Source organism: Streptomyces globosus (assembly GCF_003325375.1).
GTDB lineage: Bacteria > Actinomycetota > Actinomycetes > Streptomycetales > Streptomycetaceae > Streptomyces > Streptomyces globosus_A.
The window spans coordinates 4,260,477-4,279,577 of the sequence record NZ_CP030862.1 but is presented as its reverse complement, the minus strand read 5'-3'; the positions used below and the strand labels follow the sequence as shown (position 1 = coordinate 4,279,577).

The window sequence follows — 19,101 nt, the reverse complement described above, 5'->3', positions numbered from 1 at the left end:
CGGGGCGGACGTCAGCCGGGACCGGCCGTCTCGACGGCCGCGGCCACGTCCGCCAGGTCCCTCGCGACCGCCCGGGCGGCCGCCCGCGTCCCCAGCCGGTTCAGCAGGCGCAGGAACACGCCGGGCGGCTTCCCGCCCGATGCGGGCGACGCCGAGAACGCCATCCGGACGACGCTCCGCCCCGGCGCCCGCTCCTCCACCCGGAACTCCGACTCGTAGCGCATCCCCGCGTTGAAGGCCTCGGCGACGTAGCGGCGCGGCGCCTCGCACACGCTGACCCGCATCTCCTCCGTCGCCCGTGAGCCGAACATGCGGCGGGTCTCCCGCCACCGGGTGTCCACCCCGAACGGGCCCGGGGTGAGCACCTCGACCGCCTCCACGCCCGACAGAACCCGCGGCATCGCCTCCAGGTCCGTCAGCGCCCGCCACACGCGCTCCGCAGGAGCGGCCACCTCACGCTCCACGACCACCCGGGGATCTTCCATACCCGGATTGTCGCGCCGCGCGGATCCCCGCGCGCGGCGCCGATCGGTGAGACCCTGGCAGCATGGCCGAAAGGCGACCGAGCCCCGAGGTCCAGTGGCCGGCGCGGCCGGACACCAGCCTCGCGCTCAACCACATGGGCACCTTCGACTGGGACCTCGACAGCGGGCGGATGCACCTGGACGAAACCGCCCTCGAGGTCCTGGGCCTGCGAGCGGACGAGTTCAACGGCACCCCGGCCGGGCTGCGCGTCCGCCTCGCGCCCCCGGAGGAGGCCCGCCTCGACGCCCGCGTGGCACAGGCCCTCAAGGACGGGCGCAGCCACTACGGGGCGTACGTCCGGCGGCGCCGCCGCAACGGCACCGCCGCCTGGACCCACATCCAGGGGCACATCCTGCGCGAGCCCGGCGGCCGCCCGTACCGGATCATCGGGATCATCCGCGACGCCGCCCACGACCCCCGCGAGTCCGGGGCCGGCGGGGACCGCGACGAGGGCCGCCGCCGGATGACGGGCGTCGTCGAGCGGACCACGGCGATCCTCGCGCATGCCCGCACCGTCAACGACGTCACCGACGTGCTGAAGGACCCGGAGGCCCTCGGCCACCTCGGGGCCGTCAGCGTGATGCTCGGCATCGTCGACGGGGGGCGCATCCACCTCGTCGCCGAGGGCCGGCTCGGCACCTACGTCCCGGAGATCGAGTACACCCGCATCGAGGCCCGCTTCCCGATGAGCGAGGCCGTCCGCAGCCTCCAGCCGGTCTTCATCGCCTCCCGCGACGAGTTCCGGCTCCGGTTCCCCGACCTGTGGCCGTACATCGAGCCGCTGGCCGTCCACAGCGGCGTCTACCTGCCGCTGATCGCGCAGGGCCGGGCCATCGGCGCGCTCGGCCTGCTCTACCGGCGGGAGGGCGACTTCACCGCCGAGGAGCGCAACCTGCTCGTCGCGCTCGGCAGCGGCATCGCGCAGAGCCTCCAGCGCGCCATCCTGTTCGAGCAGGAGCACGACCTCGCGGAGGGCCTGCAGCGGGCCATGCTGCCCCGCCGGATCCCCGACGTCCCCGGCACCAGGATCGCCGTCCGCTACCGGGCCGCGCGGATGGGGCGGAAGATCGGCGGCGACTGGTACGACGTCGTCCCGCTCGGCGAGGGCCGCGTCGGCGTGATGATCGGCGACGTCGAGGGGCACGACACCGACGCGGCCGCAGTCATGGGCCAGCTGCGGATCGTGCTGCGCGCGTACGCCGCCGAGGGCCACACCCCCGACACCGCCATGGCGCGGGCCTCCGCCTTCCTCCACGACCTGGCCACCGACCGCCTGGCGGCCTGCACCTACGCGGAGCTGGACCTCGCCACCGGCATGCTGCGCATGGTCCGGGCCGCGCACCACGACCCGCTGGTCCGGCGCGGTGACGGCAGCTGCCACACCGTCCCCGTGGCCGGGGGGCCGCCGCTGGGCGCGCCGCGGGACGAGCAGCCGGGGGCCGGCACCGGCTACCCCGTCACCAGCGTCGAACTGCACCCCGGCGACACGCTCGTGCTGTGCACCGACGGCCTCCTGGAACGGCACGGCGCCGACCGGGCCGCCGGCATGCGCGACCTCGTACGGGCCGTCAGCACCGGCCCCGCCGACGTGGAGGAGCTGGCCGACGTCCTGTGCGACCCGACCGGCGACCCGGGCGCGCGCGGCGACATGGCCCTGCTCCTGCTGCGCCGCCGCGGCACGCCCACGCCGCGCGGCGGCGGCCCCCTGCGGCTGCGCCTCGCGCCCGGGGACCCGCAGGGCCCGTCGACGGCCCGGCACCTGATCCGGGCGGCCGCGGCGGCCTGGGGCGCCCGCGAGCTGACGGACGAGATCGAGCTGGCGGCGGACGAGCTGATCACCAACGCCCTCGTCCACACCGACGGCGGGGGCCACGTCGGCCTCCGCATGACCGCCGAGGGCCGCATCCGGATCGAGGTCGAGGACTCCAGCAGCGCCCTGCCGCACCGCCGCCAGGCCGGCGACTGGTCCGTCTCGGGGCGCGGCCTGCTGCTGGTGGAGGAGCTGGCGCAGGACTGGGGTGTGGAGCCCCGGGGCGGAGGCAAGTGCGTGTGGTGCGAGTTCGCCGTCCCCGAGCACCCGGCCGGCCCGTGAAACAGGCCCCGGAAGGCGCGGCCCCGCGGGACGGCGCGATTAGGGCCTGTATTGAGTTGCCCCGCGGCGTCGCGACGCCCGGCACGCACCCTCGGCGCACGAGCCGAATGTCCTCGTAGCGGAGCTACGAGGACATTCGTCCCGCACACCGAGGGCACGCACCGAACGCCACTCCTTGCTCCACGGGGCAACTCAATACAGGCCCTAATCCGGATGAAGATCATTGCCATGGCCACGTACCGTGGCCTCCCATGGAACCACTCACCGAGAAGCAGATCCGCGCGTCCTTCGTGAACTGCACCAAGGGCGAGGCCTCGCGGCTGAAGCTCCCGCCGGACTTCGGCGAACTCCCCTGGGAGGACCTCGACTTCCTCGGCTGGGTCGATCCCGCAGCCCCGCTGCGCGCCTACCTCGTGCGCCCCGGCGCCGACGGGGCCGCCGTCGGCATAGGCCTCCGCGTCCCGGTCACCCACCGCACCAGCGCCGTCAGGTCCAGCGTCTGCCAGATCTGCCTGACCGCGCACGCCGCCTCCGGCGTGTCCCTGCTCGTCGCCCCCCTTGCGGGCGCCCGCGGCCGCGACGGCAACACCGTCGGCTCGTACGTCTGCGCCGACCTCGCCTGCTCCCTGTACCTGCGCGGCAAGCGGCTGCCCAAGCTGCGCACCCGCACGTACGAGGAGACACTCACCGTGGAGGAGCGCGTCGAGCGCGCGCTGGCCAACCTGGACGCCCTCACCGCCCGCATCACCGCCTGACGGCGGCCGCCGGCGCGTCACAGGCCGACGAGCGTCGCCTCCGTGGCCTTGACGCTCGTCCACACCTGAGCCCCGTCGGCCAGTCCCAGCTCGGCGGCCGCGTCCGGGGTGATCTCCGCGACCAGGTCGGGCACGCCAGGCGAGGCGACGAGCACGCGGAGCCGGCTGCCGACCGAGGTGATCTCCCGTACCGTGCCCGGCCACACGTTGCGCGGGCTGCCGGCGGGCCGTTCGCGGTGCACCGACACCGCCTCCGGCCCGATGACGGCGAGCGCCGGAACCCCGGCGGGCAGCGTCTCGGCCACCACCAGCCGGCCCCCTCCGGGCAGCGCGAGCCCCTCGGCGGACGCGGTCCCCTGCCAGGCGTTCCGGCCCAGCATCCGCGCCACCCACGGCGACCGCGGATGCCGGGCCACCTCGGCGGGCGGCGCGTCCTGCAGGGTCCGCCCGCCGGCCAGGACGAGCACCCGGTCGGCCAGCGACACCGCCTCGACGGGATCGTGCGTCACCAGCAGGCACACCCCGCCGAACCCGGCCAGGTGCGCGCGCAGCGTGTGCCGTACGCGGGCCCGGGTCGCCTGGTCGAGGGCGGCCAGCGGCTCGTCGAGCAGCAGCAGCCGCGGCCGGGCGGCGAGCGCCCGGGCGAGCGCCACCCGCTGGGCCTGGCCGCCGGACAGCTGGCCGGGCCTGCGGCCGGCGAGGTCGCCGACGCCGAGCCGCTCCAGCCACCGCCGGGCCTCCCGCCGGGCCTCCGCCCGCGGCATTCCGTGTGCCCGCAGCCCGTACGCGGTGTTGGCCAGGGCGCTCAGGTGCGGGAACAGCGCCCCGTCCTGGGGGACCCAGGCGACCCGGCGGCGGTGCGGGGGCAGGGCCGTGACGTCGGCGTCGCCGAGCCGCAGTTCGGCTTCGGCGCGCGGCGTCAGCCCGAGGAGGGCGCGCAGCAGGGTCGTCTTGCCGGCGCCGTTCTCGCCGACGACGGCGATGGTGGTGCCGGGGGCGGCGTCCAGGGTGAGCTCGGTGTACCCGGTGACCGCGGCGTGCAGGGGCCAGCGTCCGCCGTTGCTCGGGACCGCGGGCGCCTCCCCGGCCTCGTACGGCGCCTGCGGCGCGGCGTCCTCCGGCGGCTGCGGCGCCGGCCGGCGGCGGGGGAGCGGGGTGCCCGACCAGCGCCCCCGCAGGGCGATCAGCACGGCCATGGCGATCGCCAGCAGCAGCAGCGAGACGGACGTCGCCGCCTCGGGCCGGTCCTGGAGCAGCAGGTAGACCTGGAGGGGCAGGGTCTGGGTGGTGCCGGGCAGGTTGCCCGCGAAGGTGATGGTCGCGCCGAACTCGCCCAGCGCGCGGGCCCATGTCAGTGCTGCCCCGGCCACGAGTCCCGGGCCCGCCATGGGGAGGGTGACGGTGAAGAACACGCGGACCGGCGAGGCCCCCAGGGAGGCGGCGGTCTCCTCGTAGCTCGGCCGCAGTCCGCCGAGTGCGCCTTCGAGGCTGATCACCAGGAACGGCATGGCGACGAACGTGGCCGCGAGCACCGCGCCCGACGTGTGGAACGGCAGGGTGATGCCGAAGGACTCCTCCAGCCAGGGCCCGAGCAGCCCGCGCCGCCCGAAGGCGAGCAGCAGTGCCACACCGCCCACGGTCGGCGGCAGCACCATCGGGAGCAGCACCAGCGACCGCACGAAGGCCTTGCCCCTGAAGTCGACGCGGGCCAGCAGCCACGCCAGCGGCACCCCCAGCAGGAGCGACAGGCCCAGCGCCCAGAACGACACGACGAGCGAGAGCCGCAGCGCTTCGAGGACGCCGGGGCTGCCGAGGTGGCTGCCGAGCTCGGACCAGGGCGTGCGGACGAGGATCCCGGCGAGGGGCAGCAGCAGGAACGCGACGGCGAGCAGCGCGGGCAGCGCCAGCGCCACGGGCGGCCGGGTGCGGAGGGTGCGGTGTCTGCTCATGGTTCCTGGCTCGGGCGTTCGGGCACGGGGGCGGCGGGCCGGCCGGCGGCGGTCACGGCTTCTGGAAGCCGGCGTCCTGGAAGATCTTCTGCGCTTCCGGGCCGCTCAGCCAGGCGGTGAACGCGGCGGCGGCCGCAGCGTTCCTCGACTGCCTGAGCGCAGCGGCCGGGTAGGAGGCGACGGCGTTCTGCCCGTCCGGGATGTCCACTGTCGCCACCTTGTCGGCGGACTTGGCGGCATCCGTCTGGTAGACGAGGCCGGCGTCGGCCTCGCCGAGTTCGACCTTTGCGAGCACCGCGCGGACGTTGGGCTCCTCGGAGACGGGCGCCACCCGTACCTGCTGCGCGTCGAGGATCCGTCGGCTGTAGCGGCCGACCGGGACCTCGGGCGCCGCGAGCACCACCTTGACCTTGCTGTCGGCGAGGTCCTTCAGCCCTCCGATCTTGAACGGGTTGCCCTTGCCCGTGGCGATGACCAGGCGGTTCCTCGCGATGACCGAGGGGCTGCCGGTCTCGGCGGCGAGGCCGTCCATCGTCCTGGTGTCGGCGGTGACGAGCACGTCCGCGGGAGCGCCCTGCCTGACCTGGGCGGCAAGCTCCTGGGACCCGGCGAAGGAGAAGGTGACCCGGGTGCCCGGGCGGGCCTTCTCGTAGGCCGCACCGGCGGTCTTGAACACGTCGGTGAGGGAGGATGCGGCCAGGACGGTGAGGTGCGCCGCGCCGGGGGCGGACGCCGGGCCGGAGACGGCCGGGCTGCCGGCCCCGCTGTCGGTGCTGCCGCCGCAGGCGGTCAGGGCGGGCAGCAGGACGGCGGCCAGGACTGCCGCGGCCGGGGCGGTGCGGCGCTGGGGGGCGGGGGGCATGCGGTGCTCCTCGGTCGGATCTGCGGCGGGCGGGCGGTGCCGGCCGCGGGATGGCGACCCGCGCCGGGGACGGCGGAGCGGGGCGGTGGGGCGTACGGGCGGGCCTCTCGCAGGCGCCGCGGGCGGGTCAGGCGCGGTCGATGTGGACGCTGGTGGACTTCACGCGGGCGGTGGCCCGCCGGCCGACGGCCAGGCCGGGTTCGGCGACGGCCTCCCGGGTGAGCAGCGAGACGATGCGGTGCAGGCCGGCCTGTATCCCGATCCGGGCGGCGACGTCGCCGAGCCGCACGGCGGTGACGATGCCGGGGAAGGCGTTGCGGGCCGAGGTGTGCGGTGCGCCGTCCTCGGCGGCGGCGCCCTGGCCCGCCTCGACGGCGAAGGCGGCCAGGTCGCGGCCGCCGATCACCCGTCGGCCGGCGGGGTCGCGGTGGGTCGCGACCCGGCCGGCGTCGGCCCGGCGGCGGGCCGTGTCCGGGCTGACGCCCGGCAGGCGCGCCGCCTGGCCGATGGTGTAGGTCTGCATGTGCGACACGGTAGGCGCACTAGTGGCGCATCTGCAATTGTCTTCGGATGAACTGCATGGCAGATGCGGCAGGGGTTGTGGCATCCGCCGAAACTCGTTCCGGTTTCCGGGCCTCCCCTCGCTAGAGTCGTGCCATGGCAGAGGGAGCAACCGAATCGGGGACGGCCCGGGTGGACGCCTGGATCTGGTCCGTCCGGCTGACGAAGACCCGCTCGATCGCGGCGACCGCGTGCCGCGCGGGCCATGTGAAGGTCAACGGCGAGCGGGCCAAGCCCGCGCAGTCGGTGAAGGCGGGGGACGAGGTACGCCTCTTCCACGCGGGCCGCGAGCGGATCGTGGTGGTCCGGCGGCCGGTGACGAAGCGGGTGGGCGCGCCGGTGGCCGCCGAGTGCTTCGTCGACAACAGCCCGCCGCCTCCGACGCCCGTCGAGGCGGCCGCGGTCGGCATCCGCGACCGCGGTACGGGCCGGCCGACCAAGCGGGACCGGCGCGAACTCGACCAGCTCCGCCGGCGCTGACCCCCGCGGCGGGGCGGTGTGCGCGGCGGGGCGGGAGCCCCTGCCCGGGCGCGCCGCCCCGCCGCGCGGTCAGCCCTTGCGATAGTCGTACGCCTCCTGCGCCGCCGCGGCGACGGCGTCTAGGGAGGCCCCGGACGAGGCCGCGACGAGCGCCGCCACCGCGCCTTCCACGAACGGGGCGTCCACCAGGCGGGACCGCGGCGGCAGCTCGTCGTCCGCCAGCAGCGCCTTCACCGTCAGCACCGCGCTGCCGAGGTCCGCGATCAGGGCCACGCCCGCCCCGCGGTCCACTTCCCGCGCGGCCGCCGCGATCCGCTCCGCGCTCGTCCCCAGGCCGCCGCCGGCGGTGCCGCCCGCCGCCGCCACCGGGGCCACCGCCCCGCCGGCCGCCAGCCCGGCCGCCAGCTCCGCGACCGACTCCGCGACCCGCGCGCTGTGCGACACCAGGACGATCCCGACCGGCCCGCCGCTCATCCGGCCGCCTCCGCCAGGGCCGCCAGCAGCAGCGCCGAGGACGTCGCCCCCGGGTCCTGGTGGCCGATGCTCCGCTCGCCCAGGTAGCTCGCCCTGCCCTTCCGGGCGAGCATGGGGACCGTGGCCAGCGCGCCGGCCTCCGCCGCCTCCGCGGCCGCCCGGTAGGAGGTGCCGAGCGCCGCCACGCCGGGCAGCAGCGCGTCCAGCATCGTCTTGTCGCCCGCCGCGGCGCCGCCCAGGGCGGAGACCGCGGCGACACCCGCGTCCAGCGCCGTGCGCAGGTCCTCGTCGGTGACCTCGGCGGCGTCGCCCAGCTCTTTGCCGGTGCGGCGCAGCAGCGTCCCGTACAGGGGGCCGGAGGCGCCGCCCACCGTCGAGATCAGGGTCCGGCCCGCGAGCCCGAGCACCGCGGCCGGCGTGGCGGGCGGCTCCGACTCCAGTGCGGCCTGCACCGCCGTGAAGCCGCGCAGCATGTTGCTTCCGTGGTCGGCGTCCCCGATGGGGGAGTCGAGCTCCGTCAGCCGGTCCGCCTCGCGCTCCACGGAGGCAGCGGCGGCCGCCATCCAGCGCCTGAAGAATTCAGTGTCACGCAACTCGGTCTCCTCGCCTCGCACCCCACCGGCCGGCGGTCCCGCCCGCCACCTTATGCTCAGGCGCCCCACCGCAGCGCGGCCGTCCGCACGGGCGCGTCCCAGAGACGCAGCAGTTCCTCGTCGGCGCGGCACAGCGTCACCGAACAGCCCGCCATGTCCAGCGAGGTGACGTAGTTCCCGACGAGCGTCCGGGCGACGTGCACGCCCCGCTCCGCGAGAACCGCGCAGACGTCGGCGGTGAACCCGTACAGCTCCAGCAGTGGGGTGGCACCCATGCCGTTGACGAGGGCGAGGACCCGCCCGTCCTGCGGCGCGATCCGCTCCAGCTCGTCCGCGACGGCGCCCACCGCGATCCGCGCGATCTCCCGCGACGGCATCACGGGGCGCCGCTCGCGGCCCGGCTCGCCGTGGATGCCGATGCCCAACTCCAGTTCGCCGTCCGGCAGGTCGAAGGTCGGGCTGCCCTTGGCGGGCGTCGTGCAGGCGCTGAGCGCCACGCCGAAGCTGCGCGAGGCCGCGTTGACCCGGCGGGCGATCTCCGCGACCTCCTCCAGCGGGGCCCCCGCCTCGGCCGCCGCTCCGGCGATCTTCTCGACGAACAGGGTGGCTCCGGTGCCGCGCCGGCCTGCGGTGTACAGGCTGTCGGTGACCGCGACGTCGTCGTTGACCAGCACCTGCTCGATGCGGATGCCGTCCTCCTCGGCGAGTTCGGCGGCCATCCGGAAGTTCAGCACGTCGCCCGTGTAGTTCTTGACGACGAAGAGCACGCCCTGCCCGGAGTCGACGGCGGCGGCCGCCCGCAGCATCTGGTCCGGAACGGGCGAGGTGAACACCTCGCCGGGGCAGGCCGCCGACAGCATGCCGGGGCCGACGAAGCCGGCGTGCAGCGGCTCGTGCCCGGAGCCGCCGCCCGAGACCAGGCCGACGCGCCCGCCCTCGCGCGCGCCGCGCCGTACGACGATCCGCCGCTCGACGTCGACCTCCAGGTCGGGGTGGGCGGCCGCGATGCCGCGCAGGGCGTCGGCGACGACGGTCTCGGGACTGTTGATCAGCATCCTCATGGCGTCTCCCGGAGTGGAGCGGCGGGGCGGGGCGGCGGGGCGGGCCGGGCGCGGGCCCGGCGGCCCCCGTCGGCGTCCTCGGTGATCGGAGGCGAGCCTATGCGCCGCCGCGGCGCAGCGTCACGGAACGCGCACGGGACGGGGGCGCCGGATCACCTGCCGGACCGGTGCGCCACGCGGCGGCGTTCGAGGGCGCAGCGACCCATGTAATCGAGCAGATGTTCGAGTGGCGAGGTACGCTGGACCCATGAGCACCCTCCGCGGCCCCTCCGCACCGGGCAGCCTCCCCGGCCTCCAGGGCTCCCTCTTCGACCAGGGGGAGGACATCGGGCTCGGACCGCTCGCCGGCCTGTGCCGCACCCCGCTGGGATCCGGTGCCTGGGTCGACCACCTGCCGGGCTGGCTCACCGGCGCGGACGCCCTCTTCGCCCACCTCGCCGAGCATGTCCCGTGGCGCGCCGAGCGCCGCCGCATGTACGAGCAGGACGTCGCCGTGCCGCGGCTTCTCGCCCACTACGGCGAAGGCGAGCCGCTTCCGCACCCCGTCCTCGCAGAGGCCCGCGAGACCCTCTCCCGGCACTACGCCGCCGAGCTCGGCGAGCCGTTCGCCACCGCGGGCCTCTGCCTCTACCGCGACGGCCGCGACAGCGTCGCCTGGCACGGCGACCGCACCGGCCGCTCCGCCACCGAGGACACCATGGTCGCCATCGTCTCCGTCGGCGACCCGCGCGACCTCGTCCTGCGCGCCCGCGGCGGCGGGCCGACCCTGCTGCGCCTCCCCCTCGGCCACGGCGACCTGGCCGTGATGGGCGGCTCCTGCCAGCGCACCATGGAGCATGCCGTGCCCAAGTCCGCCAAGGCCGTCGGCCCCCGCATCAGCATCCAGTACCGGCCGCGCGGCGTGGCCTGACGCTCAGACCGCCTCCGGCTCCTTCGCCGCGGGCTCCCGGCGCACCGCGTGCGCGGCGGCCCGCAGCGAGCGCAGCGCGAAGAGCAGTACGCCGATGTCGTCGAGGTAGACCGGGTCGGGCACCAGGTCCACCGGCGAGACCGTGTAGACGACGGCCGCCCAGAACAGGGCCTTGTCGCGCAGCGGCACCCCCGCGTCCAGCAGCATCCGCCGCGCCCGCACCACCCGTACCAGGAGCACGGCCGCCGTGGCGGCCAGCGCGAGGCCGGCCGCCGCCGCGGCCGTCAGCCAGAGCGTCGTCGTGTCCATGCACCCTCCCTACCCGTTCCGCGCACCGCAGCCGGACGGCCGCCGTGTCAGCCCTGCTCCCGCAGCCGGCGGCTGACCTCGCCGAGCCCGTCGGCGACGGCCTCCAGCTGCGCCGGGGTCAGCACGTCGATGAGCACCTCGCGGACCGCCGCCACATGCCCGGGGGCGGCCTCCTCCAGGCGGGCGCGGCCCGCCTCCGTGAGGACGGCGAAGACCCCGCGGACGTCGGAGGGGCAGCTGCGGCGCTGCACGAGCCCGGCCTTCTCCATCTGCGTCACCTGGTAGGTCAGGCCGCTCTTCGAGTTGATCAGGCCATTGGCGAGTTCCGTCATCCGGAGCTCGTTGCGGGGCGCAGCCGCGAGCCGCACCAGTATCTCGTACTGCGGGTGGGAGAGTCCGGAGTCGTCCTTGAGCTGCTGGTCCAGATGCCGGTTCACCAGGGCGGAAGCCGCCAGGAAACCCCTCCAGGCGCGCATCTCCCGCTCGTCCAGCCATCTCGTTCCAGCCATGCCCCCAGGGTACACAGGTTGTTCCAATTTGAATCACTCGCTACTGTCGGCAAGGATGGCGGTTCGAATTTGAACAACTCCCCTCGCCGCCGAGGGGCCGCCCGACCGGAAGGATCCCCATGACCAGCCCCTCCGTCGCCACGACGCAGCCGCAGGCCGCCGCACCGGCCGCCCCCCTCGCCCTCTCCGCACCCGGATACGACGCCGGCCTCCTCCTGCTCCGCCTCGTCCTCGGCCTGACGATCGCCGCCCACGGCGCCCAGAAGCTCTTCGGCTGGTTCGGGGGCGGCGGCATCAGCGGCACCGGGAAGTTCTTCACCTCCGTCGGCTACCCGGCGGGCGACGCGATGGCCGTCGTCGCCGGCCTCACCGAGACCCTCGGCGGCCTCGGCCTCGCCCTGGGCGTCCTCACCCCGCTCGCCGGAGCCGCCGTCGTCGGCACCATGATCAACGCGATCGCCGTGCACGGCACCGAGTCCTTCTTCGCCACCAAGGGCGGCATGGAGTACGAACTCCTGCTCACCGCCGCCGCCGCGGCCCTCACCCTCACCGGCCCCGGCCGCCACGCCGTCGACCGCCTCGTGCCCTTCCTGCGCGCCCACCGGCTGACCCACGGCGCGGTCGCGCTCGCCGTCGGCATCGCCGCCGCGGCCGTCACGCTCCTCGTCCGCTCCTGACGCACCGGCGCCCCGCCCGCCCGTCCGCCACGGGCCGACGGGGCGCCGCCCGCGCCGCTTCCGCTGATTGGTGCAGCCGATCCGCGGGAAAAGCGCACGAATGACACAACCCATCGAAGACTACGCAATCATCGGCGACCTGATGACGAGCGCGCTCGTCGGCCGCGACGGGTCCATCGACTGGCTGTGCCTGCCCCGCTTCGACTCCGCCGCCTGCTTCGCCGCCCTCCTCGGCACCCGCGAGAACGGCCACTGGCGCCTCGCCCCCGCCGCGGCCGCCTCGGACGAGACGTGCACCCGCCGCGCCTACCTCGACGACACCCTGGTCCTGGAGACGTACTGGGAGACCCCGGAAGGCTCCGTCAAGGTCGTCGACTTCATGCCGCAGCGCGACAAGGCCCCCGACGTCATGCGCATCGTGGAAGGCCTCTCCGGCACCGTCACCGTGCGCAGCACCCTGCGCCTGCGCTTCGACTACGGGCACGTCGTCCCCTGGGTCCGCCGCGTCGACGGCGAGCGCGTCGCCGTCGCCGGCCCCGACTCCGCCTGGTTCCGCAGCGAACCGCCCGTGCCCACCTGGGGCGAGGCCAACAGCACCTGCTCCGAGTTCACCGTCACCGCCGGCGACCGCGTCGCGTTCGTCCTCACCTGGCACCCCTCGCACGAACCCCGGCCACGCCCCGTCGACCCCGACACCGCCCTGCAGCACTGCATCGAGGACTGGCGGGCATGGACCGCGCAGTGCTCCTACGAGGGCCCCTACCGGGAGGCCGTCACCCGCTCCCTGATCACCCTCAAGGCCCTCACCTACGCCCCCACCGGCGGCATCGCCGCCGCCGCGACCACCTCGCTCCCCGAGGAGATCGGCGGCGTCCGCAACTGGGACTACCGCTACTGCTGGCTGCGCGACTCCACCCTCACCCTCGGCTCCCTCATCGCCACCGGCTACCTCGACGAGGCCCGCGCCTGGCGCGAATGGCTGCTCCGCGCCGTCGCCGGCGACCCCGCCGACCTGCAGATCATGTACGGGCTCGGCGGCGAGCGGCGCCTGCCCGAGACCGAGCTGCCCTGGCTGCCCGGCTACGAGCGCTCCGCGCCCGTCCGCATCGGCAACGCCGCCGTCGACCAGCTCCAGCTCGACGTGTACGGCCAGGTCCTCGACACCCTCCACCTGGCCCGCACCGCCGGCCTGCCCGCCGAGCGCCAGGGCTGGCGCATCCAACTCGCCCTCCTCGACTTCCTGGAGCACAACTGGCGCCGCCCCGACGAGGGACTGTGGGAGGTCCGCGGCCCCCGCCGCCACTTCGTCCACTCCAAGGTGATGGCCTGGGTCGCCGCCGACCGCGCCGTCCGCACCCTGGAACGGGACCCCTCCGAGCTCGGCGACGTCGAACGCTGGCGCGCCATGCGCGACGAGGTCCACCGCGACGTCTGCGCGAACGGCTACGACCCCGAGCGCAACACCTTCACCCAGTTCTACGGCTCCCGCGAACTCGACGCCGCCACCCTCCTCATCCCGCGCGTCGGCTTCCTCCCGCCCGACGACCCGCGCGTGATCGGCACCGTCGACGCCGTCCGCGCCGAACTCGGCAGCAACGGCGGCCTCCTCCGCCGCTACAGCACCGAAGGGCCCTCCGTCGACGGGCTGCCCGGCGACGAAGGAGCCTTCCTCGCCTGCTCCTTCTGGCTGGCCGACGCCCTCCACCTCACCGGCCGCGACAAGGAGGCGCGGGAGCTGTTCGAACGGCTGCTCGCCGTCCGCAACGACGTCGGCCTCCTCGCCGAGGAGTACGACCCCGTCTCCGACCGCCAACTCGGCAACTTCCCGCAGGCGTTCAGCCACATCGGCCTCGTCAACACCGTCCTCACCCTCTTCACCCCCGGCGGCCCCCCTTCCGCGCCGCACTGACGGCGCGCCGCAGCCCGGCCCGGCCGCCCCCGGAGTCTCACGGCCGCCGCGGGGCGGCCTCCCGCGAGGCCAGCAGCAGCGCCACGTCGTCCGCCCTGTCCTCGACCCCGCGCACCACGCCGATCAGCCGGTCCGCCGTCTCCTCCAGCGGCGACGGCGGGGCCGCGGCCAGCGCCGCCCGCAGCCGCTCGACCCCCACGTCGATGTCCGTGTCCGGCATCTCCACCAGCCCGTCCGTGTACATCGCGAGGACCGCCCCCGGCGCCAGCCGGAAGTCCGCCACCGGGTACACGGCGTCCGGATCGATCCCCAGCACCACCCCGCCCGGCAGGTCCAGCACCTCGGCCCGCCCGTCCGCGTGCCGCAGCAGCGGTTGCGGATGCCCCGCCCGCACCGCCTGCGCCCGCCCCGACACCGGGTCGAGGACCACGTAGCAGCAGCTCGCGAACTGCCCCGGGTCCAGGTCGATCAGCAGCCGGTTCGTGCCCGCGACGACCTGCTCCGGCGTGTTCCCGCTCAGCGCGAACGCCCGTACCGCACTGCGCACCTGGCCCATCGTCGCCGCCGCCGCCACACCGTGCCCCTGCACGTCCCCGATGACCAGCGCCAGCAGGCCTCCGGCCGTCTCCACGACGTCGTACCAGTCCCCGCCCACATCCATCCCCACCGTCCCCGGCAGGTACCGGCCCACCGTCGTGACGTGCCGCCGCTCCGGCAGCCGGTGCGGCAGCAGCGCCGACTGCAGGCCCCGCGCCAGGGCCGCCTCCGAGTCGTAGCGCTGCGCCCGCTCCAGCGCCTGTGCGATCAGCCCCGCCAGCGCCGTCAGGACCGTGCGCTCCTCCGGGCTGAAGCCGCGGGGCGCGTCGAAGCCGAGGATGCAGGAGCCCACCGGCCGCCCCGACGCGATCAGCGGCAGGAACGCCCGCGCACCCACGTGCGCGTCCAGCGGGATCCCCGGGTACGCGGCGGCCAGGTGCTCCATCGACTCGAAGAAGATCGGCCGGCCCGAGGTCAGCGTCTCCACGCCCGGCAGCCGCGCGTCGAGCCCCACCCCGTCGAACCGGTCCAGGAACCCCTGCGGGAAACCCGTCTCCCACGCCAGGTACAGGTGGCGGTCGCTCAGCAGGTAGATCGCCAGCTGGCGGCCCCCGAACGCCGGCAGCAGCTCCTGCGTCACCACCGCCGACACCTGCCGGGCCGTCACCGCCTCCGTCAGCGCGATCGCCAGCGCCACCGGCCGGTACAGCGCCGACGCCCGGTCCGCGGGCGCCCCCAGGTCCGCGCCGGGACGCACCACCGCCTCCGGCGCGTACGCCGGCTCCTCCGTCCCGCCGATGACGACCGTCACCCCGTCCGGCCCCGGGTACAGGTCGACCGCCACCCACTCCCCGGGCGGCTGCCGGCCCCGCCGTGCCGGGAAGTGGACCGGGTCGCCCGCCATGAACACCGCCCGGAAGTGGTCCTCGTACGCCGGGTGCCCCAGCCACGGCACCGCCTCCCACAGCAGCCGCCCCCGAAGCTCCGGCCCGCCCGCGCCCAGCCGGGCCGCCGCCGCGTTCACGTACCGGATGCGGCCCCCGCGGTCCAGGGACAGCACCGCCCGCGGAAACCGGTCCAACGCCTCCCGCGCCCCCTGCGCACGCCCCGGCGGCGGCGCCACCACCGGATCACCCGCCCACTCCACCGCGTCCCCGGCCGCCGCCAGGGCCGCCAGCTCGACGGCCAGCCCGGCCGCGACCGCCCGCAGCCGCTCCCGGTCCACGGCCGGCACCGCGGCGCCCGGCGTGGGCGGGCGCAGCACGAACAGCACCCCGAACCGGTCCCCGCCGGCCGTGACCGGCTCGTACAGCGACCCGTACCGGTACGGCAGCCCGGCCATCAGCTGCGGGAACCGCCGCGTCGCCGACTCCGCGTCCGGCAGGTACACGGCCGAACCTGTGCGGTGCGCCTCGGCGACCGGGAACGGCCGGTTCACCTGGATCCGCCACCACGGCCGGAACAGCGGGCCCGGCGCCCCGGTCAGCGCCGCCATCAGCAGCACACCCCCGGCCCCCGAGCGCAGATACACCCCGCCCGCGAACCCGCCGACGGCCCGCACCGCCTCGCCGGCCGCCCGCACGAGCACCCGGGCCAGGGCTTCGCGGCCCGGGCCGCTGTCCGGTCTCGCCGTCACACAGCCAGCATGCCCCCGCCCCGCCGCCACCGCGACCGCCGCCCGTGCGGCGGGCGGACGCACCTCCCGCCGGGGCCGGACACACCAGGCGGGGCCCGTACGCGGCGCCTGCACCGCGCACAGCCCCCGCCCGCCGGCCCCGCCGGCGGGGCGAACGACTCGCCCGTCCGGGGGGACGGGCTCGCGCCCACCCCGCCGCCCGCCCGGACCCGGGGCACGATACGCAGGCGTCCCACCCCTCCCACCCCTCCCGCCCCGGAAGGCAAGGCAGAGCATGCGGTTCCCGTACGACACCCTCGGCGACGAGTTCCCGGAGTCGACGACCACGGCGGCCTACTCCGCCGCCGACACCCACACCCTCCTGGAGGCGCTCGACGCGCTCGGCGGGGTCCACGGCCTCGACACCCTCGACCTGGCCTGCGGACACGGCCACAACACCCGGCTCCTGGCCCGCGGCGGAGCCCGCCGCGCCCTCGGCGTCGACACCTCCGAAGACCTGGTCCGCAAGGCCCGGGCCCACGCCGGCCACATCCCCGGAGCCGTCGCCTACGTCGTCGCCGACACCGCCAGTCTGCCCCGCATGGGGCCCTTCGACCTGGTCACCGCCGCCTACCTGTTCAACCAGGCCCCCGACCGCACCGCGCTCCACGGCATGTTCCGCTCCATCAGGGCCAACCTGCGCGACGGCGGCCGGCTCCTCGCCACCGTCCCCAACGCCGGCGCCTACCCGCACGTCGACTGGTCGCCGTACGGGGTCCGCATCGTCGAGCGCATCCCCGCAGGCGAAGCCCCCCTGCTGAAGGCGCAGCTCGTCGGCGCCCCCGCCCTCGAGTTCGAGTTCCGCGAGTGGGCGCACTCCGACTTCGCGGAAGCCGCCGTCGAAGCCGGGTTCAGCACCGTCGGCTGGCAGCCCAACCGCACCCCGCCCGCCGACGCGGCCCGCGACGAGGCCTACTGGACCGCGTACCGCGCCTGGCCGGTCAGCTCCCTCATGACCTGCACGGCCTGAGCCCGCCCGCCCCGCCCCTCACTGTGCGGCGGCGGACCGGACCAGCTCCACGATCCGGTCGCGGGCCGCCCGCCCCTCCGGCACCGGCAGCAGCGGATAGGAGTGCAGCAGCCCCGCCTCCTCGTACAGCTCCACCTCGGAGCCGGCCTCCCGCGCCCGCCGCACCAGCTCCCGGCTGTCCGTCGCCAGTACGTCCCGCGTCCCCGAGAACACCGTGATCGGAGCCAGCCCGCCCAGCGACCCGCGCAACGGGCTCACCTGCGGATCCTCCGTCGGCAGCGTCCCCGCGTACAACCGCCCCGCCTCCCGCAGCCCCGACCGCGCCTGCACCGGGTCCAGGGCCTCCAACGCCTCCTGGTCCGGATGGCTCACCGTCAGGTCCAGCCACGGCGAGATCAGCACGATCCGGGACGGCTGGGCCCCCGTACGGTCCCGCAGCCGCTGCGCCGCCGCCAGCGCCAGCCCGGCGCCCGCCGCATCCCCGACCAGCACCGTCCCGCCCTCGCCGCCGGCCTCGATCAGGCCGCTGAGCAGGTCCGCGGCGACCGGCACCGTACGGTCCGCCGTGCCCCGCGGAGCCAGCGTGTACGCCGGCACCACCACCCGTGCCCGCGCCTGCACCACCAGCGTCCGCACCATCGCCCAGTGCGGCCGCACCAGCTCGTGCACGTACCCGCCCCCGTGCATGTACAGCACCCGGGCCGCCGGCTCGGCGCCCCGCGGCGAGGCGTCGTACACCGGCCACGCCCCGACGAACGTCCGCGATATCTCCGCGACCCGCCCCAGCGACCGGGGCGGCAGGTGCGACGCCGGCCGGCGCGCCGCCTCGGCGACCAGCGCGCGCACCGCCTCCGCACTTGCGAGCCCCCTGCGCCTGCCCGCCGCGACCAGCGCGACCGACAGCGCCCTGCTGCGCAGACTAGGCACGCCCGACACCTCCCCGAACCCCGACCCCGACAGGCGGCCCTTCCGCAGGCCACCCGCCCTTCACGGGAGGAGCATAGGCGTGAAGCTGCGCTGTCGACCCGCTTAAGAAATCCTCGATGGACTGATTACTGCGCAGGTCGGCAGATTGGTCCCGTCGATAAGCCGCACCAGCCCCACGGGGCGCGGCACCCCCTGCACATGCCTGGAGCCACCCCATGAAGGCACTCGTCAAGCACAAAGCCGAACCCGGGCTCTGGCTGATGGACGTCCCGGAACCGGAGTACGGCGCCGGGGACGTGCTGATCAGGGTGCTGCGCACCGGCATCTGCGGCACCGACCTGCACATCCGCTCCTGGGACGGCTGGGCGCAGGGCGCCGTCAAGACCCCCCTCGTCCTCGGGCACGAGTTCGTCGGCGAGGTCGCCGCCGTCGGCGCCGACGTCCGCGACATCGAGATCGGCGCGCTCGTCAGCGGCGAGGGCCACCTCGTGTGCGGCAAGTGCCGCAACTGCCTGGCCGGCCGCCGCCACCTGTGCCGCAGCACGGTCGGCCTCGGCGTCGGCCGCGACGGCGCCTTCGCCGAGTACGTCGTCCTGCCCGCGCAGAACGTGTGGGTGCACCGCACCGCCGTCGACCTCGACGTCGCCGCGATCTTCGACCCGTTCGGCAACGCCGTCCACACCGCCCTGTCCTTCCCCCTCGTCGGCGAGGACGTCCTGATCACCGGGGCCGGCCCGATCGGGATCATGGCGGCCGCGGTCGCCCGCCACGCCGGCGCCCGCAACGTCGTCATCACCGACGTCAGCCCCGAGCGCCTGGAGATCGCCCGCAAGGCCGGCGCCACCCTCGCCCTCGACGTCTCGGACGCGACCATCGCCGACGCCCAGGAGCGGCTCGGGCTGCGCGAGGGCTTCGACGTCGGCCTGGAGATGTCCGGCCGCCCCGAGGCGATGCGCGACATGATCGACAACATGACGCACGGCGGGAAGATCGCCATGCTGGGCCTGCCCGCCCAGGAGTTCCCCGTGGACTGGGCGAAGATCGTCACCTCGATGATCACGATCAAGGGCATCTACGGCCGCGAGATGTTCGAGACCTGGTACGCGATGACCGTCCTCCTGGAAGGCGGCCTCGACCTCAGCCCCGTCATCACCGGCCGCTACTCGCACCGCGACTTCGAAGCCGCCTTCGACGAGGCGGCCACCGCCCGCAGCGGCAAGATCATCCTGGACTGGACCGCGTAGCCGCGCCTGCCCCGCACACCACTCCCCTCCGGCCGGGCCCCGCAGAACCCTCCCCCCTCCGCGGGGCCCGGCCCCTCTTCGT

The 19,101-nt window shown here is 75.5% G+C and carries 19 protein-coding genes; 8 read left to right on the top strand and 11 right to left on the bottom strand.

All coding sequences use genetic code 11. The features are described from left to right. Nucleotides 1-11: 11 nt before the first annotated feature. Nucleotides 12-485, bottom strand: coding sequence for an SRPBCC family protein (locus tag C0216_RS18780; protein ID WP_114056400.1), 474 nt, complete (start codon nucleotides 483-485; stop codon nucleotides 12-14). A gap of 62 nt (nucleotides 486-547) precedes the next feature. Between C0216_RS18780 and C0216_RS18775 the strand changes: the two genes are divergently transcribed. Further along, nucleotides 548-2,617, top strand: a complete 2,070-nt coding sequence (locus C0216_RS18775) for a SpoIIE family protein phosphatase (protein ID WP_114056399.1) — start codon at nucleotides 548-550, stop codon at nucleotides 2,615-2,617. 251 nt (nucleotides 2,618-2,868) lie between these two features. Then, on the top strand, nucleotides 2,869-3,372 hold the full coding sequence (locus C0216_RS18770; RefSeq protein ID WP_114056398.1) for an FBP domain-containing protein: 504 nt from the start codon (nucleotides 2,869-2,871) through the stop codon (nucleotides 3,370-3,372). Nucleotides 3,373-3,389: 17 nt separating this feature from the next. Here the strand turns inward: C0216_RS18770 and C0216_RS18765 are convergent, their stop codons facing one another. From C0216_RS18765 to C0216_RS18755, 3 genes are all read right to left on the bottom strand, one after another. Continuing rightward, a complete protein-coding gene (locus C0216_RS18765; RefSeq protein ID WP_114056397.1) occupies nucleotides 3,390-5,321 on the bottom strand; it encodes an ABC transporter permease in 1,932 nt (643 codons plus the stop codon). Nucleotides 5,322-5,373: 52 nt separating this feature from the next. Further along, nucleotides 5,374-6,183 (bottom strand): molybdate ABC transporter substrate-binding protein, encoded by an 810-nt coding sequence (gene modA / locus C0216_RS18760; protein WP_114056396.1) that lies wholly within the window; start codon nucleotides 6,181-6,183, stop codon nucleotides 5,374-5,376. 127 nt (nucleotides 6,184-6,310) lie between these two features. Further along, a complete protein-coding gene (locus C0216_RS18755; protein ID WP_114058772.1) occupies nucleotides 6,311-6,706 on the bottom strand; it encodes a TOBE domain-containing protein in 396 nt (131 codons plus the stop codon). A 134-nt stretch (nucleotides 6,707-6,840) separates the two neighbouring features. On the opposite strand from C0216_RS18755, the gene C0216_RS18750 reads away from it, so the two are divergent. Beyond that, nucleotides 6,841-7,224 carry an RNA-binding S4 domain-containing protein gene (locus tag C0216_RS18750; protein WP_114056395.1) on the top strand — a complete coding sequence of 128 codons (384 nt, stop codon included), beginning with the start codon at nucleotides 6,841-6,843 and terminating at the stop codon, nucleotides 7,222-7,224. Nucleotides 7,225-7,293: 69 nt separating this feature from the next. Here the strand turns inward: C0216_RS18750 and C0216_RS18745 are convergent, their stop codons facing one another. Genes C0216_RS18745 through dhaK form a run of 3 tightly spaced genes read right to left on the bottom strand, consistent with a single transcriptional unit; the run spans nucleotide 7,294 to nucleotide 9,352 of the window. Next, nucleotides 7,294-7,698 carry a PTS fructose transporter subunit IIA gene (locus C0216_RS18745; protein ID WP_114056394.1) on the bottom strand — a complete coding sequence of 135 codons (405 nt, stop codon included), beginning with the start codon at nucleotides 7,696-7,698 and terminating at the stop codon, nucleotides 7,294-7,296. After that, a complete protein-coding gene (gene dhaL, locus C0216_RS18740; protein WP_114056393.1) occupies nucleotides 7,695-8,291 on the bottom strand; it encodes a dihydroxyacetone kinase subunit DhaL in 597 nt (198 codons plus the stop codon). Before dhaL ends, C0216_RS18745 begins: the two co-directional genes overlap by 4 nt. A 56-nt stretch (nucleotides 8,292-8,347) precedes the next feature. Further along, entirely contained in the window at nucleotides 8,348-9,352 is a 1,005-nt protein-coding gene (gene dhaK / locus C0216_RS18735) for a dihydroxyacetone kinase subunit DhaK (RefSeq protein ID WP_114056392.1), read from the bottom strand. Nucleotides 9,353-9,599: 247 nt separating this feature from the next. Here dhaK and C0216_RS18730 point away from each other — a divergent pair, with 247 nt between their 5' ends. Further along, complete coding sequence (locus C0216_RS18730) at nucleotides 9,600-10,262, top strand: alpha-ketoglutarate-dependent dioxygenase AlkB (RefSeq protein WP_114056391.1); 663 nt, start codon at nucleotides 9,600-9,602, stop codon at nucleotides 10,260-10,262. 3 nt (nucleotides 10,263-10,265) lie between these two features. On the opposite strand, the gene C0216_RS18725 is transcribed toward C0216_RS18730, so the two are convergent. Both C0216_RS18725 and C0216_RS18720 read right to left on the bottom strand, forming a co-directional pair. Then, on the bottom strand, nucleotides 10,266-10,571 hold the full coding sequence (locus C0216_RS18725; RefSeq protein WP_114056390.1) for a YkvA family protein: 306 nt from the start codon (nucleotides 10,569-10,571) through the stop codon (nucleotides 10,266-10,268). A gap of 47 nt (nucleotides 10,572-10,618) precedes the next feature. Then, on the bottom strand, nucleotides 10,619-11,080 hold the full coding sequence (locus C0216_RS18720) for a MarR family winged helix-turn-helix transcriptional regulator (RefSeq protein WP_114056389.1): 462 nt from the start codon (nucleotides 11,078-11,080) through the stop codon (nucleotides 10,619-10,621). A 119-nt stretch (nucleotides 11,081-11,199) separates the two neighbouring features. Between C0216_RS18720 and C0216_RS18715 the strand changes: the two genes are divergently transcribed. Continuing rightward, on the top strand, nucleotides 11,200-11,757 hold the full coding sequence (locus C0216_RS18715) for a DoxX family protein (protein ID WP_114056388.1): 558 nt from the start codon (nucleotides 11,200-11,202) through the stop codon (nucleotides 11,755-11,757). Between the two features lie 100 nt (nucleotides 11,758-11,857). Next, nucleotides 11,858-13,666: a glycoside hydrolase family 15 protein gene (locus tag C0216_RS18710; protein WP_114056387.1), complete on the top strand. Its 1,809-nt coding sequence runs from the start codon at nucleotides 11,858-11,860 to the stop codon at nucleotides 13,664-13,666. 37 nt (nucleotides 13,667-13,703) lie between these two features. Here the strand turns inward: C0216_RS18710 and C0216_RS18705 are convergent, their stop codons facing one another. Continuing rightward, entirely contained in the window at nucleotides 13,704-15,800 is a 2,097-nt protein-coding gene (locus C0216_RS18705; protein ID WP_246042846.1) for a SpoIIE family protein phosphatase, read from the bottom strand. Nucleotides 15,801-16,113: 313 nt separating this feature from the next. Between C0216_RS18705 and C0216_RS18700 the strand changes: the two genes are divergently transcribed. Continuing rightward, on the top strand, nucleotides 16,114-16,848 hold the full coding sequence (locus tag C0216_RS18700) for a class I SAM-dependent methyltransferase (protein WP_114056386.1): 735 nt from the start codon (nucleotides 16,114-16,116) through the stop codon (nucleotides 16,846-16,848). A gap of 18 nt (nucleotides 16,849-16,866) precedes the next feature. Here C0216_RS18700 and C0216_RS18695 read toward each other — a convergent pair whose 3' ends face one another. Further along, nucleotides 16,867-17,775, bottom strand: a complete 909-nt coding sequence (locus C0216_RS18695; protein WP_114058770.1) for an alpha/beta hydrolase fold domain-containing protein — start codon at nucleotides 17,773-17,775, stop codon at nucleotides 16,867-16,869. Nucleotides 17,776-17,990: 215 nt separating this feature from the next. Between C0216_RS18695 and tdh the strand changes: the two genes are divergently transcribed. Then, entirely contained in the window at nucleotides 17,991-19,019 is a 1,029-nt protein-coding gene (tdh, locus tag C0216_RS18690; RefSeq protein ID WP_114056385.1) for an L-threonine 3-dehydrogenase, read from the top strand. Nucleotides 19,020-19,101 lie beyond the last annotated feature (82 nt).